This window comes from Roseomonas sp. WA12 (genome assembly GCF_054165765.1).
In genome coordinates, this window is the sequence record NZ_CM135108.1 from 1,192,960 (window position 1) to 1,214,133 (window position 21,174).

General features: G+C 68.2%; 18 protein-coding genes. All 18 read left to right on the top strand.

The features are described from left to right. Positions 1-306 precede the first annotated feature (306 nt). Positions 307-1,623, top strand: a complete 1,317-nt coding sequence (gene proS, locus ACVBD7_RS05765; RefSeq protein ID WP_458096545.1) for a proline--tRNA ligase — start codon at positions 307-309, stop codon at positions 1,621-1,623. Further along, the gene (locus tag ACVBD7_RS05770; RefSeq protein ID WP_458097643.1) at positions 1,623-2,876 is read left to right on the top strand and encodes a lipoprotein-releasing ABC transporter permease subunit; all 1,254 of its coding nucleotides are present in this window, start codon (positions 1,623-1,625) and stop codon (positions 2,874-2,876) included. The genes proS and ACVBD7_RS05770 overlap by 1 nt, the downstream gene beginning before the upstream one ends. Next, positions 2,869-3,549, top strand: a complete 681-nt coding sequence (locus tag ACVBD7_RS05775) for an ABC transporter ATP-binding protein (protein WP_458096546.1) — start codon at positions 2,869-2,871, stop codon at positions 3,547-3,549. The genes ACVBD7_RS05770 and ACVBD7_RS05775 overlap by 8 nt, the downstream gene beginning before the upstream one ends. 76 nt (positions 3,550-3,625) lie before the next feature. Next, positions 3,626-7,072 (top strand): DNA polymerase III subunit alpha, encoded by a 3,447-nt coding sequence (gene dnaE, locus ACVBD7_RS05780; protein ID WP_458096547.1) that lies wholly within the window; start codon positions 3,626-3,628, stop codon positions 7,070-7,072. Positions 7,073-7,183: 111 nt separating this feature from the next. After that, positions 7,184-7,738, top strand: a complete 555-nt coding sequence (locus tag ACVBD7_RS05785; RefSeq protein ID WP_458096548.1) for a hypothetical protein — start codon at positions 7,184-7,186, stop codon at positions 7,736-7,738. Positions 7,739-7,965: 227 nt separating this feature from the next. Continuing rightward, positions 7,966-8,892 (top strand): 30S ribosomal protein S2, encoded by a 927-nt coding sequence (gene rpsB, locus ACVBD7_RS05790; RefSeq protein WP_458096549.1) that lies wholly within the window; start codon positions 7,966-7,968, stop codon positions 8,890-8,892. A 152-nt stretch (positions 8,893-9,044) separates the two neighbouring features. Beyond that, positions 9,045-9,959 carry a translation elongation factor Ts gene (gene tsf, locus ACVBD7_RS05795; RefSeq protein WP_458096550.1) on the top strand — a complete coding sequence of 305 codons (915 nt, stop codon included), beginning with the start codon at positions 9,045-9,047 and terminating at the stop codon, positions 9,957-9,959. Positions 9,960-10,120: 161 nt separating this feature from the next. Further along, the gene (gene pyrH / locus ACVBD7_RS05800; RefSeq protein WP_458096551.1) at positions 10,121-10,840 is read left to right on the top strand and encodes a UMP kinase; all 720 of its coding nucleotides are present in this window, start codon (positions 10,121-10,123) and stop codon (positions 10,838-10,840) included. Positions 10,841-10,850: 10 nt separating this feature from the next. Further along, the gene (gene frr, locus ACVBD7_RS05805) at positions 10,851-11,423 is read left to right on the top strand and encodes a ribosome recycling factor (RefSeq protein WP_458096552.1); all 573 of its coding nucleotides are present in this window, start codon (positions 10,851-10,853) and stop codon (positions 11,421-11,423) included. Between the two features lie 26 nt (positions 11,424-11,449). Then, positions 11,450-12,199 (top strand): polyprenyl diphosphate synthase, encoded by a 750-nt coding sequence (uppS, locus tag ACVBD7_RS05810; protein ID WP_458096553.1) that lies wholly within the window; start codon positions 11,450-11,452, stop codon positions 12,197-12,199. Beyond that, the gene (locus tag ACVBD7_RS05815; protein ID WP_458096554.1) at positions 12,199-13,086 is read left to right on the top strand and encodes a phosphatidate cytidylyltransferase; all 888 of its coding nucleotides are present in this window, start codon (positions 12,199-12,201) and stop codon (positions 13,084-13,086) included. The genes uppS and ACVBD7_RS05815 overlap by 1 nt, the downstream gene beginning before the upstream one ends. 1 nt (position 13,087) lies before the next feature. Further along, positions 13,088-14,257, top strand: coding sequence for a 1-deoxy-D-xylulose-5-phosphate reductoisomerase (dxr, locus tag ACVBD7_RS05820; RefSeq protein ID WP_458096555.1), 1,170 nt, complete (start codon positions 13,088-13,090; stop codon positions 14,255-14,257). 41 nt (positions 14,258-14,298) lie between these two features. After that, positions 14,299-15,426, top strand: a complete 1,128-nt coding sequence (rseP, locus tag ACVBD7_RS05825) for an RIP metalloprotease RseP (protein ID WP_458096556.1) — start codon at positions 14,299-14,301, stop codon at positions 15,424-15,426. A gap of 124 nt (positions 15,427-15,550) precedes the next feature. Next, the gene (bamA, locus tag ACVBD7_RS05830) at positions 15,551-17,920 is read left to right on the top strand and encodes an outer membrane protein assembly factor BamA (protein WP_458096557.1); all 2,370 of its coding nucleotides are present in this window, start codon (positions 15,551-15,553) and stop codon (positions 17,918-17,920) included. Between the two features lie 23 nt (positions 17,921-17,943). After that, positions 17,944-18,750, top strand: coding sequence for an OmpH family outer membrane protein (locus ACVBD7_RS05835; protein ID WP_458096558.1), 807 nt, complete (start codon positions 17,944-17,946; stop codon positions 18,748-18,750). Between the two features lie 3 nt (positions 18,751-18,753). Then, positions 18,754-19,833 (top strand): UDP-3-O-(3-hydroxymyristoyl)glucosamine N-acyltransferase, encoded by a 1,080-nt coding sequence (lpxD, locus tag ACVBD7_RS05840; protein WP_458096559.1) that lies wholly within the window; start codon positions 18,754-18,756, stop codon positions 19,831-19,833. Positions 19,834-19,862: 29 nt separating this feature from the next. Further along, a complete protein-coding gene (fabZ, locus tag ACVBD7_RS05845; RefSeq protein ID WP_458096560.1) occupies positions 19,863-20,348 on the top strand; it encodes a 3-hydroxyacyl-ACP dehydratase FabZ in 486 nt (161 codons plus the stop codon). Positions 20,349-20,350: 2 nt separating this feature from the next. Further along, complete coding sequence (gene lpxA / locus ACVBD7_RS05850; RefSeq protein ID WP_458096561.1) at positions 20,351-21,172, top strand: acyl-ACP--UDP-N-acetylglucosamine O-acyltransferase; 822 nt, start codon at positions 20,351-20,353, stop codon at positions 21,170-21,172. Positions 21,173-21,174 lie beyond the last annotated feature (2 nt).

Below are 21,174 nucleotides of genomic sequence, written 5' to 3' on the forward strand. Positions count from 1 at the left end.
AAAATTCATCAGAATTTGCGGAAAATTTCGGCAAAGTTCGGAGGATTGGCTTTACTTGGCGTGTTTTCGGGTCAGAAATCCCTTCCGCACAGCAGTGCGGTGCAGCATCCTAGGGACATGGAAGAGGGCTTTTCCTCTTCCGCCGTGTGACTGGCGTTTCCTCCCTAAACTCGGGCCGTCCCTTCGGGGCGGCCCTTCTTTTTTGGGCCCGGCTATGGGCAGCGGCAGTTGGCCGGCATCGGCGCGGATTGCGCCCCCGGCATCTTGCTCTAGGTTGCGGCCCGAACCCGACCGGAGCTCTCACCCTTGCGCCTCTCCCGCGCCTTCCTGCCCACGCTCAAGGAAACGCCTGCCGAGGCGCAGATCGTCTCGCATCGACTGATGCTACGGGCCGGCCTCATTCGCCAGACTAGTGCCGGCATTTATGCCTGGCTGCCGCTCGGCCTGCGCGTGTTGCGCAAGGTGTCAGAGATCGTACGGCAGGAGCAGGATCTGGCCGGGGCGCAGGAAATCCTCATGCCGACGATCCAGCCCGCGGAGCTGTGGAAGGAAAGCGGCCGCTACGACGACTACGGGAAGGAGATGCTCCGCATCACCGACCGGCATGACCGGGAGATGCTTTACGGCCCGACCAACGAGGAAATGGTCACCGACATCTTCAAGGGATACGCAAAGTCCTACCGCGACCTGCCGCGCAATCTCTACCACATCCAGTGGAAGTTCCGGGACGAGATCCGCCCCCGCTTCGGGGTGATGCGCGGTCGCGAGTTCCTTATGAAGGATGCCTACTCCTTCGACATCGACGCCGAGGGCGCGCGCGAATCCTACCGGCGCATGTTCCGCGCCTATCTTCGGACTTTTGCGCGGATGGGCCTGAAGGCCATCCCGATGCAGGCCGACACGGGCCCGATCGGTGGCAACCTCTCCCACGAATTCATTATCCTCGCCGAGACGGGCGAGAGCGTGGTGTACCTGCACAAGGACCTGCTGGACTTCGATGTGCTGGCGCAGGACCCCACCGGCACGGGCGATCCCTCTCCCGTGGTGGATTTCTGGACCAGCCGCTACGCCGCGACGGACGAGAAGCATGACGAGGCGGAGTGGGATGCCATCCCCGCCGAATCCCAGGTGACCGAGCGCGGCATCGAGGTCGGACACATCTTCTACTTCGGTACCAAGTACTCGAAGCCCATGGGGCTGACGGTTTCGGGGCCGGACGGCACGCCCGTAGTGCCGGAGATGGGGTCCTATGGGATCGGCGTCTCCCGCCTGCTCGCCGCCATCATCGAGGCCGGGCATGACGAGAACGGCATCATTTGGCCGGATTCCGTGGCGCCCTATGCCTGCGCGATCCTTAACCTCAAGCCCGGCGACGCAGCCGCGGATGCGATCTGCGAGCAGCTCTACGCCGCCCTGGCCGGCGAGGCGGTCTATGACGACCGCGGCGAGCGTGCCGGCGCCAAGTTCGCGGATGCCGACCTGATCGGCTATCCCTGGCAGGCCATCATCGGCCCGCGAGGCGCCGCGAACGGCATCGTCGAGCTGAAGCGTCGGGCGACGGGCGAGCGACTGGAGCTGTCGCTCGAAGAGGCTGTGGCCAAGATCAAGGCGACCATCGCTTGATGTTCTCGCCCTTCGAGCGCGCCGTCGCCTTCCGGTACTTGCGCGCCCGCAAGGGCGAGCGCTTCGTCTCCGTCATCGCGATCTTCTCCCTCGTCGGGATCGCGTTGGGCGTGGCGACGCTGATCATTGTCATGTCCGTGATGAACGGCTTCCGGCAGGAGCTGCTGGGCCGCATCCTCGGGCTGAACGGCCATCTCGGCGTCTTCGCGCAGGACAATTCCGGCCTGCGCGACTTCGACGACATCGCCGCCCGCATCCGCCAGCTTCCGGGCATCGTCTCCGCCACACCGATCGTAGAGGGGCAGGTGCTGTTCACGAGCGAGAACGGCGGTGCCACGGGCGGCCTGGCTCGCGGCATCCGGCCGGAGGACCTGCGCGCCCGGCCGCTGATCGCGAACAACATCCGCGCCGGCGACCTCTCCCGCTTCGGGGGCGAGGACACGATCGTCATCGGCACGCGCCTCGCCCGCCGCCTCGGGCTGCGCATCGGCGAGCGCATCACGCTCGTCTCGCCCCAGGGCCGCGCCACCGTCGTCGGCACCGTGCCGCGGCTGCGCGCTTATGAGGTGGTGGCGATGTTCGAGGCAGGGATGCAGGAATACGATTCCAGCTATGTCTTCCTGCCTTTCGAAGCCTCGCAGGTCTACTTCCAGCAGCGAGAGGCGGCGACCCAGGTGGAGGTCTTCGTCAACGACCCCACCCGCGTACGGGACGCCACCCGCTCCATCTTCCAGGCCTTGCAGGGCCGGCCGGTGCGGGTGCTGGACTGGCAGGACTCCAATTCGTCCTTCTTCAACGCGGTGCAGGTGGAACGGAACGTGATGTTCCTCATCCTAACCCTCATCATCATCGTCGCCGCCTTCAACATCATCTCGTCGCTGATCATGCTGGTGAAAGACAAGGGGCGGGACATCGCGGTATTGCGGACGGTGGGCGCCACGCGCGGCGCCATCCTGCGCATCTTCCTGCTTGCCGGTGCTTCCATCGGCGTGGCGGGCACGCTGATCGGCTTCGGCATCGGCCTGGTGTTCTGCCTGAACATCGAGAATATCCGGCAGTTCCTGCAGTCGCTCACCGGGACCGAGCTGTTCAGCGCGGAGATCTATTTCCTCACCAAGCTGCCCGCCGTGGTCAATCCGATGGAGGTGGCGCAGGTGGTCGGAATGGGCCTTGGCCTATCACTGCTGGCGACGATCTATCCGTCCTGGCGTGCCGCGCGGCTCGACCCTGTGGAGGGCCTCCGCAATGGCTGAGGGCGTGCTCGCACTGCGCGGCGTCGAGCGCCGCTACCGCACCGAGGCCGGGGAACTGCCCGTCCTGAGAGGCGCTGATCTGGATCTGCATGCCGGGGAAATCGTGGCCCTGGTCGCGCCCTCAGGTACCGGAAAATCCACCCTGCTGCATGTGGCGGGGTTGCTGGAGAAGCCCGATACCGGCCGCGTGCTGGTCGAGGGCCGCGATTCCGGCAATCTGAACGACGATGCCCGTACGGCGCTGCGGCGGGAGACGATCGGCTTCGTCTACCAGTTCCACCACCTGCTGCCCGAGTTCACGGCGGAGGAGAACGTGATCCTCCCCCAACTCGCCGCTGGAAAGCCGCGCCGCGCGGCCGAGACGCGGGCCCGCGAGCTGCTGGGCACCTTCGGTCTGGACAACCGGCGCGACCACCGCCCGAGCCGGCTGTCGGGCGGCGAGCAGCAGCGCGTCGCCATCGCGCGCGCGCTGGCTAATGCTCCGAAGGTTCTGCTAGCTGACGAGCCCACGGGCAACCTGGATGTCGGCACGGCAGACCGGGTCTTTGCCGAGCTGCTGGAAGCGGTGCGGGGCAGGGGCCTCGCCGCCCTGATTGCCACGCATAACCCGGAGCTGGCGGCCCGAATGGATCGGACAGTGACGCTTCGCGACGGGATGGTCGTACCGGGCTGATCACGGCGCCAATCGTTCCGGCCTGCCCTGTCGGAATCGGACTGCGGCGGGGGACGGGACGCCCTATATTCCTCCCATGTCCGGCAGCTTCGTCCATCTCCACGTCCACTCCGCCTATTCGCTGGCCGAGGGCGCCATCAAGGCCGACAAGCTTCCCGGCCTGGCCCGCAAGGCCGGGATGCCGGCGCTGGCGCTCACCGACACGGCCACCATGTTCGGCGCCCTGGAGTTCAGCGGTTACGCGACGAAGGAGGGGGTGCAGCCGATCATCGGCTGCCAGCTCTGGCTCGCCCGCGCCAAGGAGCCAGAACGCCCGGAAGCCGCCCGCCTGCCGCCCGACCCGGTGGTGGCCCTGGCCATGGACAAGGCGGGGCTGGCCAATCTGCAGCGCCTATCGTCCCTGGGCTGGCTGGGCGAGGACCCCTCGGGCAAGCCCGCCATCAACCTGGACCAGCTGCGCGAGAATGCCGGCGGCATCTACCTGCTTACGGGCGGAACGCTCGGCCCGCTCGGCCGGCTGCTCGCCGAAGGGCGCCGCCCGATGGCTGAGGCGCTGCTGGCTGCGCTGCGCGAGGCCTATGGCGACAACCTGGCCGTCGAGCTGACCCGCCACGGCACGGAGCATGACCGTGCGGTGGAGCCCGGGCTGCTCGCGATTGCCGATGCGGCCGCGGTGCCAATCGTTGCCGCGAATGACGTGTACTTTGCCAATGCGGCCGCGCACGAGGCGCATGACGCGCTGCTCTGCATCGCCGAGGGACGCACACTTGCCGAGCCGGACCGGCGCCGGCTGACGGCCAATCACTGGTTCAAGCCGCCTGCCGCGATGCGTGCCCTGTTCAAGGACCTGCCGGAGGCCTGCGACAACACCCTCGCCATCGCGCGCCGCTGCGCCGTCATGGCGGAGAACAAGAAGCCTGAGCTGCCGATCTGCCCCAAGGTTGGGGAGGGAATGACCGAGGCCGAGACCGTGCGCGACATGGCCCGCCGCGGGCTGGAGGGGCGCCTGAATGCGCAGGGGACGCCCGAGGAGAAGCGGCCCGAGTACCGCGATCGCCTGGAATTCGAGCTCTCGGTCATCGAGAAGATGGGCTTCTCCGGTTACTTCCTGATCGTGGCCGACTTCATCCAGTGGGCGAAAGAGCACGACATCCCCGTAGGCCCCGGCCGTGGTTCGGGTGCGGGGTCGGTCGCCGCCTGGGCGCTGCTCATCACGGATCTTGATCCGCTGCGCTTCGGACTGCTCTTCGAGCGCTTCCTGAACCCCGAGCGCGTCTCGATGCCGGACTTCGACATCGACTTCTGCCAGGACCGGCGGGAGGAGGTGATCCAGTATGTTCGCCGCGAATACGGCGAGGATCGCGTCGGCCAGATCATCACCTTCGGCCGGCTGCAGGCCAAGGCAGTGGTGCGCGACGTCGGGCGCGTGATGGGCATGCCCTTCGGCCAGGTGAACCGGATCGCCGAGCTGATTCCCTTCAACGCCGCCAAGCCGCCCACCCTGCAAGAGGCGCTGGATGGCGAGCCGAAGCTGCGCGAGATGCGCGAGACGGACGAGAATGTCGATCGCCTGATGCAGACGGCGCTGCAGCTAGAAGGGCTGTACCGCAACGCATCCACCCATGCCGCCGGCGTGGTGATCGGGCGCCGCCCGCTGATCGACATCGTGCCGCTCTACCGCGATCCGCGCAGCGAGATGTTGGTGACGCAGTACTCGATGAAATACGTCGAGAGCGCGTCGCTGGTAAAGTTCGACTTCCTGGGGCTGAAGACGCTCACCGTGATCCAGCGCGCGCTGGACCTGCTGGCGGCCCAAGGCACCGTCATCGACATCACTGCCATCCCGCTCGACGACGCGGACACCTACGCGATGCTCGCCAAGGGCGACGCGGCCGGGGTGTTCCAGTTCGAAAGCCAGGGCATGCGCGACGTCCTGCGCATGATGCGACCGGACCGCTTCGAGGACCTGATCGCGGCGGTGTCGCTCTACCGGCCGGGCCCGATGGCCAACATCCCCGCCTATTGCGCGAGGAAGCACGGCCAGGCCTGGGAACCCGTGCATCCCGCGATGCGGGCCCTGGTGGAGGAGACCTACGGCATCCTGGTCTACCAGGAGCAGGTGATGCAGATCAGCCAGGAGCTGGCGGGCTACTCGCTCGGCGGCGCCGACATGCTGCGCCGCGCGATGGGCAAGAAGATCCGCTCGGAGATGCAGGCGCAGCGCGCGATCTTCGTCGAGGGCGCGACGGGCAAGGGCATCCCGGACGACAAGGCCGGCGAGATCTTCGACCTGATGGAGCGCTTCGCGGAGTACGGCTTCAACAAGTCCCACGCCGCTGCCTACGCGCTCATCTCCTACCAGACCGCCTATCTTAAGGCGAAGCACCCCGCCGAGTTCCTTGCCGCCATCATGTCGCTCGACATGACGAACACGGACAAGCTCGCCTCCCACCTGTCGGAGGCGTCGCGCCTCGGCATCAAGGTGTTGCCGCCGGATGTGAACCGCAGCGACGCCGAGTTCGCGGTGGAAATCCGTGAGGATGGCATCCGAGTCATCCGCTTCGCCCTGGCCGCGGTGAAGCGCGTGGGGTTGGGCGCCATGCAGGACCTCGTGCGCGCGCGGAAGGCGGGCGGCCCCTTCAAGTCGCTCACCGACTTCGCGGACCGCGTCGACCCGAAACTGCTGAACAAGATGCAGGTCGAGAACCTGGCCCGCGCCGGCGCCTTCGAGGCGCTGGACGCCAACCGCGCCCGCGTCACGGAGGGTGCCGAGCAGATCATCCGCCGCGCCCAGGCCGCCGCCGAGGACCGCAGCAGCGCCCAGATCGGCCTGTTCGGCCTGCCCGGTGCCGCGACCGACACGCCTCCGCTGCGGATGCGCGAGATGCCGGACTGGCCGCAGCTGGACAAGCTCTCCCAGGAGGCGGATGCGATCGGCTTCCACCTCTCCGCCCACCCGCTGGACGAGTACAAGGATGTCCTGCGGAAGCTGAATGTCTGCCCGATTGCCAAGATGACCGAGCGCGCCCAGGCCGGCGCGGGCCGACTCAAGCTCGCCGGCACCATCATCGGCACGAAGGAGCGGACGACAAAGACCGGCAGCCGCATGGCCTGGGTCCGCATCTCCGACGCCTCCGGCAGCACCGAGATCACCTGCTTTTCCGAGATCCTCGGCAAGTGCCGGGACATGCTGGGGGAAGGGAATGCGGTGATGTTCACCGCCGAGGTGAAGGCCGATGGCGAGGCGGTTCGATTGACCGCGCTGGATTGCGAGCCGCTGGAGCGCGCCGCGCAATCCGTCGGCGCCGGACTGCGGATCGAGATTGCCCAGATGGAGGCGCTCGAGCCGTTGCGCGCCCTGCTGGAGCGCGAGGGCCGGGGGAAGGGCGAGGTCATCCTCATCCCCCGCACCGGCCCGGGGCAGGAGGTGGAACTGCAGCTGCCCGGCCGCTGGAACGTTTCGCCCCGCCTGGCGCAGGCGTTGAAGGTGATCCCCGGCGTGGAAGCGGTGGAGGCGGCCTGACCGGCACCCCCGGGAGCGGGTGGACCGGCCCGGCGTCCATGCTGGATCATGGCACGGTGAGAACCCATCTAACCCGGCCGCCCCGGCCCGGGGCCGAACAGGAGAGACGCCATGAGCCATGACCAGCTGGACGATCGCCGGCGCGCCCTCGAGGATGCCTTCTTCGCGCGCCAGGACAGCGAGCTGATCCGCCGCATGCACACCGCCGATCCGTCTCGCTCGGAGCGGGAGCGGCTGGCCGAGGCTTCTGGCCTGCAGGACGAGGCGGTGCTGGACCGGCTGGCCTCGCTCGGCTTCGGCAGCGGCACAGTCGCTGCCCTGACCCTTGTGCCGCTGGTCGCCGTGGCCTGGGCGGATGGCAGCCTCGATCCGAAGGAGCGCCAGGCCATCCTCTCGGCCGCAAGTGAATCCGGCCTGGCGCCCGGCGCCCCCGGCCACGCGTTGCTCCAGGGCTGGCTGGCCGAGGCACCGCCGCCCGCGCTCCTCGCCGCCTGGACCGACTATGTCCGCGCCCTTCCGGCCGAGCAGCGCGCCGGGCTGCGTCCGCAACTTCTCGGCCGCGCTCGGCAGGTGGCGGAAGCGACCGGCAGCTTCCTCGGTCTGACGCGCAGCGTCTCCGGTGACGAAGAGGCGGTGCTGGGACGGCTGGAAGCCGCTTTCGCCTGATTCTGGCGCCCGCGGCCCCGGGCAAGAAGCCCCGGGGCTGCGGGAAACCCTTGCCCCGACCGGCTCACCATGCCATATCGCGCGCGCCGGACGCGGAGCCTTTCCGCGGCCGGCAAATCCGCACGCGGTGCGCCCTTCCGAGATAAGCGGCAGGGTCCGGTCTCCCATCCGGGAGCACAGCACCGCGGAGGCCCAACCGGATCCAATCGGAAGGAAGGAACCGCCACATGGCGATGCCCGAGGTTACCCTGCGCGGCCTGCTCGAGGCCGGCGTCCATTTCGGCCACCACACCCGTCGGTGGAACCCGAAGATGGCCCCCTACATTTTCGGCGTGCGCAACCAGGTGCATATCCTGGACCTGCAGCAGACCGTACCCCTGATGGACAGCGCGCTGCGCACCGTCCGCAACGTGGTGGCCGGTGGTGGCCGCGTGCTCTTCGTGGGCACGAAGAAGGCAGCGGCGGACTACGTGGCCGAGGCCGCGACCCGCTGCGGCCAGTACTACGTCAACCACCGCTGGCTGGGCGGCATGCTCACCAACTGGAAGACCATCACCGGCTCCATCAAGCGCCTGAAGCAGATGGATGAGCAGCTCGGCGGCAACACCCAGGGTCTCACCAAGAAGGAGATCCTGATGCTGACCCGCGAGCGTGAGAAGCTCGACCGCGCGCTCGGCGGCATCCGCGAGATGGGCGGCCTGCCCGACCTGATCTTCGTGATCGACACGATCAAGGAGAAGCTGGCGATCGAGGAGGCCAACAAGCTCGGCATCCCCGTGATCGCCGTCTGCGACTCCAACGCCGACCCCTCGGGCGTCGCCTTCCCGATCCCGGGCAATGACGACGCCATTCGCGCCATTAACCTGTACTGCGACATGATGGCTGCGGCCGTGTTCGACGGCATCTCCGCCGAGCTGTCCAACTCCGGCATCGATGTCGGCGCGCAGGCCGACCTGCCGGTCGACGTGCTGCCGGACGACAGCGGCCTGCCGGGCGCGGGCGCCGTGCCCGAGACGCTGGGCGGGGCCGAGGTGGCCGATGTTCCGGTGCTTGAGGGTGCCGTCCAGTCCTCCCCGACCGCGGGCGTGGACACGGAGAGCATGGAGCAGATGGTCCAGAACAACCGCGACGACGGCAACAACGCCGGTTCGTGACGCCGGGCTCCGGGCGGCTTCGGCCGGCCGGCTCGCAATGACCTGAACGCGCCGGGGTGGCCTTGCCGCCCCGGCGTGTCGCATACAGCGGCGGCAGGATCGCCCGGGGGCCGCCCCGGGGATGCCCCGCGCCAAGAGACGGGAAGACAGAGATGGCCGAGATCACGGCAGCCATGGTCCGCGACCTGCGCGAGAAGACCGGCGCGGGCATGATGGACGTCAAGAAGGCCCTGGTGGAGAGCAACGGCGACTCTGAGGCCGCGATCGACTGGCTCCGCAAGAAGGGCTTGTCCTCCGCCGCCAAGAAGTCCGGCCGCGTGGCCGCCGAAGGCCTGATCGGCGTCGCCTCCTCCGGCACCAAGGCCTCGATGGTTGAGGTGAATGCCGAGACGGACTTCGTGGCCCGCAACGAGCAGTTCCAGGGCTTCGTCGAGACGGTTGCCAAGATCGCGCTCGAGGCCGGCGAGGATGTAGAAGGGCTGAAGGCCGCCCAGTATCCCGGCGCCGGGCACACGGTGGCCGAGGAGCTGACCCGCCTGATTGCCACGATCGGCGAGAACATGACGATCCGCCGCGCCAAGGTGTTCGCGGTCGGCTCTGGCGCCGTCGCCACCTATGTCCACAGCGCGGTGAAGCCGGGCCTGGGCAAGATCGGCGTGCTGGCAGCGCTCGAGGCCGTCGATGGCGGCGATGCCGTGCTGACGCTCGGCCGCCAGATCGGCATGCATGTCGCCGCGACCCGCCCCGAGGCGCTCGACGTCTCCGCCGTGGACAGCTCCGCGCTGGACCGCGAGCGCGCGGTGCTGACCGAGCAGGCTCAGGCCTCCGGCAAGCCCCCCGCGGTCATCGAGAAGATGGTCGAGGGCCGCATCCGCAAGTACTACGAGGAAGTGGTGCTGCTGGAGCAGGTCTGGGTGCATGACGGCGAGAGCCGCGTGAAGGCCGTTGTCCAGAAGGCCGGCGCCACGCTGGTGGGCTTCGCCCGCTTCCAGCTGGGCGAGGGCATCGAGAAGGAGACGACCGACTTCGCCGCGGAGGTCGCAGCGGCCGCCGGTACGGCCGCCTGATCCAGCCTTTCACGGCTTGGCGGGGTCGTCTGCCCCGTCTGGCCGGAAGACCCTGACTGCCGCCGGACGCACGCGCGCCCGGCGGTTTCGCCCCTGGCCCGGCATCTTGCCCGGACCAGCGGCCCTGATTAACGTCGCCAGCCCCGGGACCGCCGCCGAGAATGACCACGCCCCGCTACAAGCGCGTCCTGTTGAAGGTTTCTGGCGAGGCCCTGATGGGCGTCGGTTCCTATGGGCTGGACGGCCACACAGTGAACGCAATCGCCGAGGACGTGGCGTCGGTGACCCAGTTGGGCATCCAGGTCAGCCTCGTGATCGGCGGCGGCAACATCTTCCGCGGCGTCTCCGGCGCCGCTGCCGGGATGGATCGCGCCCAGGCCGATGGCATGGGCATGCTGGCCACCGTCATCAACGCGCTGGCCATGCAAAATGCGCTGGAAAAGGCCGGGGTGCCTGTCCGCGTGCAATCAGCCATTCCCATGGCTAGCCTTTGCGAGCCATTCATCCGCCGCCGCGCGGTGCGGCACATGGAGAAGGGCCGGGTGGTGATCTTCGCCGCCGGTACGGGAAATCCGTTCTTCACCACTGATACGGCGGCCGCGCTCCGCGCCGCCGAGATGGGCTGCGACGCGCTGCTCAAGGGCACCCAGGTGGACGGCGTCTACACCGCCGATCCTCGCAAGGATCCGCTGGCCGAGCGCTATGAGGCGCTCACCTATCTGGACATGCTGGCGCGGGATCTTGCGGTCATGGACGCTGCCGCAATTTCGCTCGCTCGCGAGAATAAGCTGCCCATCATCGTCTTCAACATCCACGAACCCGGTGCCTTCACCGCCGTCATGAAGGGCGAGGGCAAGTTCACCACGGTTCACGAGAGCTGAGGGACACGCCATGGCCGCCCCACCCGAATTCCCTGATCTCCGCAAGGATCTCGTGCGCCGCATGGACGGTGCGCTGGAGACGCTCCGCAAGGAGTTCTCCGGCCTCCGCACCGGCCGGGCCAGCCCTGCGCTGCTGGAGCCGATCCGCGTCGAGGCCTATGGCACCAACCAGCCGCTGAGCCAGGTGGCCAACATCTCCGTTGCCGGGCCTGGCCTGCTCTCGGTGCAGGTCTGGGACAAGTCGGTCACAAAGGCTGTGGAAGTCGCTATCCGCGATGCCAATCTTGGCCTGAACCCGCAGGCCGAAGGCCAGGTCATCCGCGTACCGTTGCCGCCGCTTACCCAGGAGCGCCGCAACGACTTGGCCAAGCAGGCCGCCAAATATGCCGAGGCGAACAAGGTCTCCATCCGCGGCGTGCGCCGCGACGGGATGGAGCAGATCAAGGGCTGGGAGACCAAGTCCGAGATCTCGAAGGACGATGCCAAGCGCTGGTCGGATGACGTGCAGAAGCTGACCGATGAGTACGTCAAAAAGGTGGATGTGCTGCTGGCTGAGAAGGACAAGGACATCAGGGCCGTCTGAGCCGTCCATACCCCAGAGCCTGGCCCATGAGCGCCGCAACCCAGCCTGTCCTGAAGACCGGGGGCACCATGCCCCCGGCCCCCGTCCATGTGGGGATCATCATGGATGGAAACGGACGCTGGGCCGCGGCTCGCGGCGTGCCGCGCGCGCTCGGCCACAAGGCCGGGGCAGAGGCGACGCGGCGCGCGGTGGAAGCTGCAGCCGAGCAGGGCGTGACCTGGCTGACCCTGTTCGCCTTCAGTAGCGAGAACTGGCGCCGTCCGGCCGATGAGGTGCGCGACCTGACCGGGCTGATGCGCCACTATCTCCGCCACGAGCTGGCCCAGCTCGTCGAGAAGGGTGTTCGGCTCCGGGTTATCGGCGACCGTGCCGCCTTCGGCCCGGGCATGATGGCCGAGATCGAGCGGGCCGAGGCTGCGACCTCGGGCAACGCCCGCATCAACCTGAACGTGGCGCTTTCCTACGGAGGCCGGGCCGAGATCGCCAAGGCCGCCCGGGACCTCGCCCTGCGCGCCGTCGCGGGCGAAATCGACCCCAGATCGATCGACGAGGCCTCCTTCGCCGCCGGCCTAGAGACCGCCGGAATGCCGGATCCCGACCTCATTATACGGACCTCTGGCGAGCAGCGGATCTCGAACTTCCTGCTCTGGCAGGCTGCATATGCCGAGCTGGTCTTCCAGCCCGTGCTCTGGCCGGATTATGACGCCGGGCATCTGCGCGAGGCCATTGCCGAGTACCACCGGCGCGACCGTCGCTTCGGGGCGCGGACCGGTTGATGCCTTCAGGCCTCACCAGCACCTCCCAGGGTGCGTCTGACGTCCCGGTGCCGCGCCCCGACAAGAACTGGCGTGATCTCCGCAAGCGCTTCCTTTCCGCCATTGTCCTTGGGCCAACGGCACTCCTCTGTGTCTGGCTCGGGGCCAACGCCTACACCCTTCTTCTCGCCATCGGCGCCGCAGTGCTCACCTGGGAATGGGTGCACCTCTGCGGGCTGCGAACGGCGCGGCTGCCGGGGGCCGGGGTGCCGGTTGCGGTGTTTGTGGCGGGCGCGCTGGCCGTGGCGGAACGTCCGCTGGCCTCTTGGCTCGTGCTGGTGGGTGGATTCCTGCTGACCTGGGCCTGGGCCGAGCGCCTCCGCGGGCGGGACCGGCCGGGACAGCCGGCGCTGCGCCTTGCCCTCGGCGTGCTCTATATTGGTGTGGGCTGCCTCTGCCTGATCGAGCTCCGGCACGAGAACGAGGCCGGGCGTGACAACCTGCTCTTTCTGCTCCTCGTCGTCTGGGCCAGCGATATCGGCGCCTATCTGGCCGGCCGGGCGTTCGGCGGGCCGCTGCTCATGCCGCAAGTCTCACCGGCGAAAACCTGGTCAGGCGCACTCGGCGGCCTGCTGCTGGCCATGGGCATTGGTGCCTTCGCGGCGCTGCAGCTCGCGCCTGGCGATGCCTGGCGCGCAGCCGCCGTGGCCGCGGTGCTGGCGGTCGCCACCCAGGCCGGCGACCTCCTCGAATCCGGCATCAAGCGGCACTTCAAGGTGAAGGACACCTCCAGCCTTATCCCCGGCCACGGCGGATTGCTGGACCGGCTGGACGGGCTGCTCGCCGCCGCCCCCGCCGCGATGATCCTTGCGCTGCTCATCGGATATGGCGGCGCGCTCTGGCGGTAGCATGACCAAAAGCATCACCATTCTCGGCGCCACCGGTTCGGTCGGCCGCAGCACCGTCGCCCTGCTGGAAGCGGCGCCGCCGGGCGAGTTCACCGTGGAGGCACTGGTCGCTGGGCGGGACGTCGCTGGCCTCGCCGACTTGGCGCGCCGGCTGAGGGCGCGGATTGCTGTGCTGGCAGACCCCGCCGGCCTGCCCGCCCTGCGTGAGGCGCTTGCCGGCACCGGCATCGAGTCAGCGGCGGGAGATGAGGCCGTCATCGAGGCTGCCGCTCGCCCGGCCGACTGGACCATGGCTGCCATTGTTGGCGCGGCCGGGCTAAAGGCAACGCTGGCCGCTTTGAATCGTGGCGGAACGCTGGCGCTGGCGAACAAGGAGGCGTTGGTCTGCGCCGGCGAAATCGTGCTGGCCGCGGCACGCGGGGCGGGCGCGACGCTTCTGCCCGTCGATTCCGAGCACAACGCCATTTTCCAGGCGCTCGATGCCCGTGACCCCGCGATGATCGAGCGGATCATCCTGACTGCATCGGGCGGCCCCTTCCGCACGGCCAGCGAGGCCGAGATGCGGGCAGCAACCCCGGAGCGCGCGCTAAAGCACCCCGTCTGGTCCATGGGCGCCAAAATCAGCATCGATAGCGCCACCATGTTCAACAAGGGATTGGAGTTGATTGAGGCGGCGCGGCTCTTTCCCGTGGCGCCCGCACGGATTGAGGTGCTGATCCACCCGCAATCGGCCGTTCACGGCATGGTGCAGTACGCTGACGGCTCGCTGCTCGCCCAGCTCGGCACGCCGGATATGCGGACCCCCATCGCCCATGCCCTGGCATGGCCGAGCCGGATGCAGGCCGATGTGCCGCGGCTCGACCTCGCCGCGTTGTCCCGCCTGGACTTCTCCGCTCCTGACGAGATCCGTTTCCCTGCCCTCCGCCTGGCGCGCGAGGCCTTGTTGGCGGGGCAGGGGGCCACCACCATCCTGAATGCGGCAAATGAGGTGGCTGTGGAGAGGTTCCTGACGCGGCGGCTTGGCTTCCTGGACATTGCCAGGGTGGTCGAGGCGACGCTGGAGCAGCTGGGCAGCCCACCGGTGACCACCCTCGATGCCGTGCTGGCCCTCGATGCCGAGGCCCGCGCCGAAGCCGCCCGGATCGCCGGGCAGCCCGGCCTCGCCGCCTAAGAATCCCCCCGCGCAGAACGGGCCCAGCCAGAGAGACCAAGGTGGATTTCCTCCCCGACCCCTTCCGCACCGTGCTCGCCTTCGTGGTCGTGCTGGGCGTGCTCGTTTTCTTCCATGAGCTGGGCCATTACGCCGCGGCCCGGTGGCGCGGCATTTTCGTGGAGAAGTTCTCCATCGGCTTCGGACGCCCAATCGCCGCCTGGACCGACAAGCGCGGCACCGACTGGCAGATCGGCTGGCTGCCTCTGGGCGGCTATGTGAAGCTCTACGGCCAGGAAGGCGCGGGCGACGTCACGGACGCGACGGATGTCGCTCCGGCCCACGACCCCCGCGGCCCGCGGTACCACGACAAGCCGGTCGGTGACCGCGCCATCGTGGTCGCGGCCGGGCCGATCGCGAACTTCGTCCTTGCGGCCGTGCTGTTTTCCGCCTTGTTCATGGCGGTGGGCCGGCCCGTCGGGAACACGACAGTCGCCTCAGTGGTCGAGGGCGGCGCAGCGCAGGCGGCCGGCATCCAGGCCGGCGACCGCATCCTGGCGCTGGACGACACGCCCGTGACGCGATTCGAGCAGGTGCAGGCTCATATCCAGCCTCGCGCAAACCAGCCGGTACGCCTGCGTCTGCAACGCGAAGGTCAGGAGCTGACCGTCACTGCCACTCCTTCCGCCCGCCCGGGCGCGGCGGAGGGCGCTGCGCCGGTTGGCATGCTTGGCGTTGGCGGTGGCGGTGCGACCTACGAGCGGACGGACCCACTCTCCGCCATTTGGGGAGGCATTACCTATACGGGCGAGGTCACGGTCCAGACGCTCGGGGGCATCTGGCAGATGATCACCGGCCAGCGCGGGACGGAGGAACTGGGCGGACCGCTCCGCATCGCCCAACTCTCGGGCCAGGTGGCCAGCCTGGGCTTTGCCAACCTCGTCAGCTTCATGGCGATTCTCTCGGTGAATCTAGCTCTGATCAATCTGTTCCCGATCCCGGTGCTGGATGGTGGGCACCTTGTGTTTTATGCGCTGGAGGCGATCCGGGGCCGTCCCCTGCCGGCACGGGCGGTCGAGTACGGGTTCCGAGCGGGTATGGCGGTGCTGGCCACGCTCTTTGTCTTTGCCACCTGGAATGACCTCTCGAGCTTCGGCCTGTTCCGCTGGGTGCACGGCCTGTTCGGCTGACGCGACCGATTTTCCGGCCTTCATTATTCCTTTAGCGTCGAAACCTTCGCGGGGGTGGCAACATGCCGCCCTTGCGGTTAGGTTGCGGCCCCGCGAACCGGAACAGCCGGCACAGGAACAAGCCTTGCACGCCTCGCCTTTCTCCCGGGCCCTTCTGCTGGCCGCCACCTGCCTCGTTCCCATTGCCGCGGCCTCGGTCGCTGAGGCGCAGGGCCCGAATCCCGCGCGCCGCGCCGCACCACAGGGTCGTCCTGCGCCGCGCCCGGCTTCCGGCACCGTCCAGGCCATCGATGTGCAGGGAAACCAGCGCATCGAGGCGGACACCATCCGCTCCTACATGCTCCTCCAGCCCGGGGATGCGTTTGAGGAGGACCGGCTCGACCGTTCCCTTCGTACGCTTTTCGCCACCGGCCTGTTCCGCGACGTGCGTGTCGCTCGGCAGGGTGAGCGGATCGTGGTCCAGGTGGAGGAGAACCCGATCGTCAGCCGCGTTGCCTTTGAGGGCAACAGCAAGCTGAGCGACGACGTCCTCCGCAACGAGACGCAGCTCCGCAGCCGCTCGGTCTTCACCAGCCAGGCCGCCCAGGCGGACCGCGCTCGGCTGCTCGAGATCTACGCGCGCCGCGGCCGGCTCTCGGCAACCGTCGAGCCGAAGATCATCCAGCTCGACCAGAACCGCGTCGACGTCGTGTACGAGGTCAACGAGGGCGAAGTGGCGCTGATCAGCCGCATCAACTTTGTTGGCAACCGTTCTGTTTCGGATAGCCGCCTGAAGGAGATCGTTGCGACTCGCGAGGCCGCCTGGTACCGCCCCTTCAGTTCGAGCGACACCTACGAGCCTGAGCGCCTGAACTTCGACCGCGAGTTGCTGCGCCGCTACTACCTGCGCCAGGGCTATGCCGACGTGAACGTCACGGCGAGCACGGCCGAGCTGGCGCCGGATCGCTCCGGCTTCTTCGTCACCTACACGATCAACGAGGGCCGGCGTTATCGCCTCGGCAAGATCGAGACGACCTCTGCGCTACGCAATGTCACCGCCGACCAGCTGCGCAACCGGGTCGATATCTCGTCGGGTGATTGGTATGACGGCGAGGCGGTCGAGCGCATTTCCGAGGCGCTGTCGGATCGGGCGAACCAGCTGGGCGCGCCCTTCGTCGAGGTGACCCCGCGCATCGTGCGCAACACCGAGGCCGGCACGGTCGACATCACCTTCGAGGCGAAGGAGGGCAACCGTCTCTACGTCGAGCGCATCGACGTGACGGGCAATGTCCGCACCCAGGATCGCGTTGTTCGGCGCGAGTTCCGCCTCGCCGAGGGCGATGCCTTCAACGCGGCGCTCGTCCGCCGCTCGCGCCAGCGCATCCGTGACCTCGGCTACTTCACCGACGCCACCATCTCGACCACTCCCGGATCCACGCCCGACCGTGTGGTGCTGGGCGCGAACGTGACCGAGCGCGCGACGGGCGAGGTCTCGATCGGCGGTGGCTACTCCACAGACGCCGGTGCGCTCGCCGATATCGGCCTGCGCGAGCGCAACCTGCTCGGCACCGGCATCGATGCGCGCATCAACGGCGTTATCGCCCAGCGGCGCAGCCAGCTCGACCTGTCGGTCACCGACCCGTCCTTCCTTGACCGCAATCTCGCGGTCGGCGCGGACGTCTTCTACATCAATCGCAACCTGCGCGATTACGCGTCCTACGAGGAGCGCCGCTACGGCTTCTCGCTGCGTGCAGGCTACGAGTTCAACGAGTATTTGCGGCAGTCCTGGGCCTACACGCTCTCGAACCGCAACATCAACAACGTGAATCGTGATGCTTCCCGGTACATTCGTGAGCAGCAGGGTGAGACCCTCCTCTCGCAGATCGGGCAAACTCTCACCTATGACCGCCGTGATAGCCGCCTTGATCCCCACAGCGGCTACCTTGTTCGCGTGGGAACAGACATCGCAGGCCTCGGCGGTGACGTCAGTTACTTCCGCGGCCGCCTGGATGGTGCCTACTACGTCCCGTTCGAGCGGACGTTGGGTGACCCCAACTTTGTCCTCGCGATCCAGGGTTCGGTCGGCATCCTCGAGCCCTTCGGCGGCAAGGACGAGCGAATCGTTGACCGCTTCTTTCTTGGTGGTGAGAACCTGCGCGGCTTCCAGACCGCTGGCGCCGGCCCGCGCGATATCAGCGCGGGCAGCGCGCGCGACAGCCTTGGTGGCCGATTCCTTTACACGCAGACCACCGAGTTCCGCTTCCCGCTTCCTATTCCCGATGAGATCGGCATCACCGGTCGCGCCTTCGTCGACATCGGCGGCCTGAGCGGCTCCTCCTCACCGGCTGCTGGCGAGAGGATTGCCGACGAGTCCTCCCCGCGCGTCGGCAGCGGCCTCGGCGTGTCGTGGCGCAGCCCCTTCGGGCTGATCAACCTCGACTTCGCGCAGGCCGTGGTTAAGAAGCGATACGACGAGACGCAGTTCTTCCGCTTCGGCTTCGGCACGCGGTTCTAAGAACGAATGAGACTGGAGTTCGCATGATGCCCGCGCGTCCCGCGCTCGCCGCCCTTGCGGCGCTGCTCATCCCCGCCTTGTCGGCTGGCTCCGCTGTCGCGCAGTCCGATCCCGGCTTCTTCATTCCGCCCCAGCAGGGGGGCGGTGCCGCCCGGCCCGCGCAGACACCCGCCCGCCCGGCGCAGCAGCCTCAGCGCCCGCCGCAGCAGGCGCAGCGCCCGACCGGACCGAATCCGGCCCCCCTGCCGCCCGGGCAGCCGCCGCCGGCGGCAGTGGTCGGCATTGTCGACGTGCCGGAGATCCAGCGGAACTCCACGGCCTTCAACTCCGTGCGCGAAGAGATCGAGAAGCGCCGTCAGCGCCTGAATGACGACCTGCAGCGGGAGCAGACCCGCTGGCGCGAGGAGCAGCAGGCGCTGGCCAACCAGCGCGCGACGATGAACCCTGAGCAGCTTCGCCAGAAGGAGCGGGAGCTGCAGGAGCGCATCACCGACAGCCAGCGCGTTTTCCGCGATCGCTCGCGCGCCATTGAGCAGGTGGCGCAGGGCGCCCTGCAGGAGATCGAGCAGGCGCTCGCCGTGGTCATTCGCCAAGTGGCTGCCAGCCGCAACGTGAACCTCGTCCTGCCGCGCCCGCTGGTCATCTTCAACGATGCGCCTTTCGACCTGACGGACGAGATCAGCCAGCAGGTGAACCGCGTGCTGCGCAACGTGTCCCTTCCGCCCGAGGGCCAGGCTCCGGCCGCGCCGGCAGCGGGCCAGCCCGGGGCATCGCCCCAGGGCCAGAGGCCGCCGCAGCAGCCCCCGGCGCAGCCGCAGCAACGCCGCTAAGCCGTGGCGGCGGATCCCCGCTTCCACGCCTATGCCGGTCCTCTGCCGCTTTCCCGGCTCGCGGAAGCGGCCGGGCTGGCGGTGCCGGACGGGGACGGCGACCGCGCCTTCCGCGGCGTCGCCTCCCTTGAGGCTGCCGGGCCTTCGGAGGTGTCCTTCCTCGATGCGCGCCGCTGGCTCCCCACCCTGCGCGAGAGCCAGGCGGGCGCTGTGGTGCTGGCGGCCGAGAACGCGCATGCCGTACCGGCTGGCATGGTGGCGCTCATCTCCCCGCAGCCGGTCCTTGCCTTTGCGCGGATCGCGGCGCTGCTGCACCCGCCCCACCAAGCAGATGGCACAGTTCATCCCACCGCGGTGGTGGGTGAAGGCGCCGTCATCGGCGAGGGCTGCGAGATCGGTGCTTATGCGGTCCTTGGGGCCGGCGTCGTGCTCGGCCCGCGCTGCATCGTGGGGCCGCACGCGCATATTGGCCCGAACTCCGTTTTTGGCGCGGAGTGCCGCATTCTGTCCCACGTCACGGCCACGCACTGCCTTGCAGGCGACCGTGTGACTCTCAATCCGGGCTCGCGGATCGGCAGCGAGGGCTTCGGTTTCGCCAGCACAGCCCGGGGCGAGCACGTCACTGTCCCGCAGCTCGGCCGTGTGGTGCTGGGCGATGGGGTGGAGGTGGGCGCCAATGCCTGCATTGACCGCGGGTCCGGGAACGACACCGTGATCGGGCCCGGGACCCGGCTGGATAACCTAGCCATGCTGGGGCACAACGTCTCCACCGGGCGCGGCTGTATCATCGTGGCGCAGGCGGGCATCTCCGGCTCCACCACCCTCGGCGATTTCGTCGTGGTGGCAGGGCAGGCAGGCGTTGCGGGGCATCTAAGCATCGGCGCGAACGCGCGGATCGGGGCCCAGGCAGGCGTCATGGCGGATGTGCCGGCCGGGCAGGACGTGGTGGGCAGCCCCGCCATTCCCGTACGCGACGCGATGCGTGGCTTCGCTGCCCTGCGCAAGCTGGGCCAGTCGAAGGCGGCCGCGCGGGACAAAGGAACGGATGCGCCGAGACCGGCGCCCATGAAAACGAGCGATTGAACATGGCGGACGGCGAAGGACAGGCGGCGATGACAACCGGGGCCGCGGAGGCGCCCAGGGGCGCGGGCGCGGCCCGGACGACCCTCGACATCGCGCGCATCATGGAGGCGATCCCGCATCGCTTCCCCTTCCTTCTGGTGGACCGCGTGGTCGATCTCGTCCTCAACGAGAGCGCGGTGGGCATCAAGAACGTCTCGATCAACGAGCATGTCTTTCAGGGCCACTTCCCCCGGCACCCCGTCTTTCCAGGTGTCATGATCATCGAGAGCATGGCGCAGACCGCGGGGGTGCTGGTTGTCGAGACGCTGGGGCCGGAGGCCCGTGGCAAGCTGGTGTATTTCATGTCCGTCGAGGGCGCGAAGTTCCGCAAGCCCGTCGTGCCCGGCGACCAGATGCGCGTGCATGTGAAGAAGGAACGCCAGCGCGGAAACGTCTGGAAGTTCTCCGCCGAGGCGAAGGTCGACGGTGTCGTGGTGGCCGAAGCGACCTACGCCGCCATGATCCTGGACGGCTAGACGTGCCCGAGATCCATCCCACCGCGATCGTCGCCGAGGGCGCGCGCATCGCGGCCAGCGCGGTCATCGGCCCCTATGCGACGGTTGGCGCGCAATGCGTGCTGGATGATGGTGTGCAGATCGGCGCCCATGCCGTGATCGACGGTATCACCCATCTCGCCGAGGGTGTGCAGGTGCTGCCCTTCGCGTCGGTCGGGCTGCCGCCGCAGGACCTGAAGTACAAGGGTGAGCCGACCAGCGTCATTGTCGGTGCCCGCAGCATCATTCGCGAGCACGCGACGGTGCATCGTGGGAGCGTGGGAGGCGAGGGCATCACGCGCGTGGGCTCGGACTGCCTGATAATGTGCGTCGCCCATGTCGGCCACGACTGCCAGCTCGCGGACAAGGTGATCCTCGCCAACAACGTCATGCTCGGCGGGCATGTGCATATCGGCGACAACGTCTTCGTCGGCGGTGGCACGGCCATTCACCAGTCCGTCCGCATCGGGCGCCAGGCGGTGATCGGCGGGATGAGCGGCGTGGAGCGGGACGTGATCCCCTTCGGTTCCTGCATGGGCAACCGCGCGCGGCTGATCGGTCTGAACCTTATTGGCCTCAAGCGCCGTGGCTTTGGCCGCGAGGCGATCAACTCGCTTCGCGCGGCCTATCGCGGACTGTTTCTGGGGCGCGGCACCTTCGATGCGCGCATCGCGCTCGTCGCGCAGGACCAGGGCGAGCAGCCGCAGGTGGCCGAAATCCTCGCCTTCATTGAGGGGTCGAGCCGTCGCGGCCTGATGCGCGCCGGCCGCCAGACGGACGAGGCTTCGGAAGCCGAAGCGGCCTGACG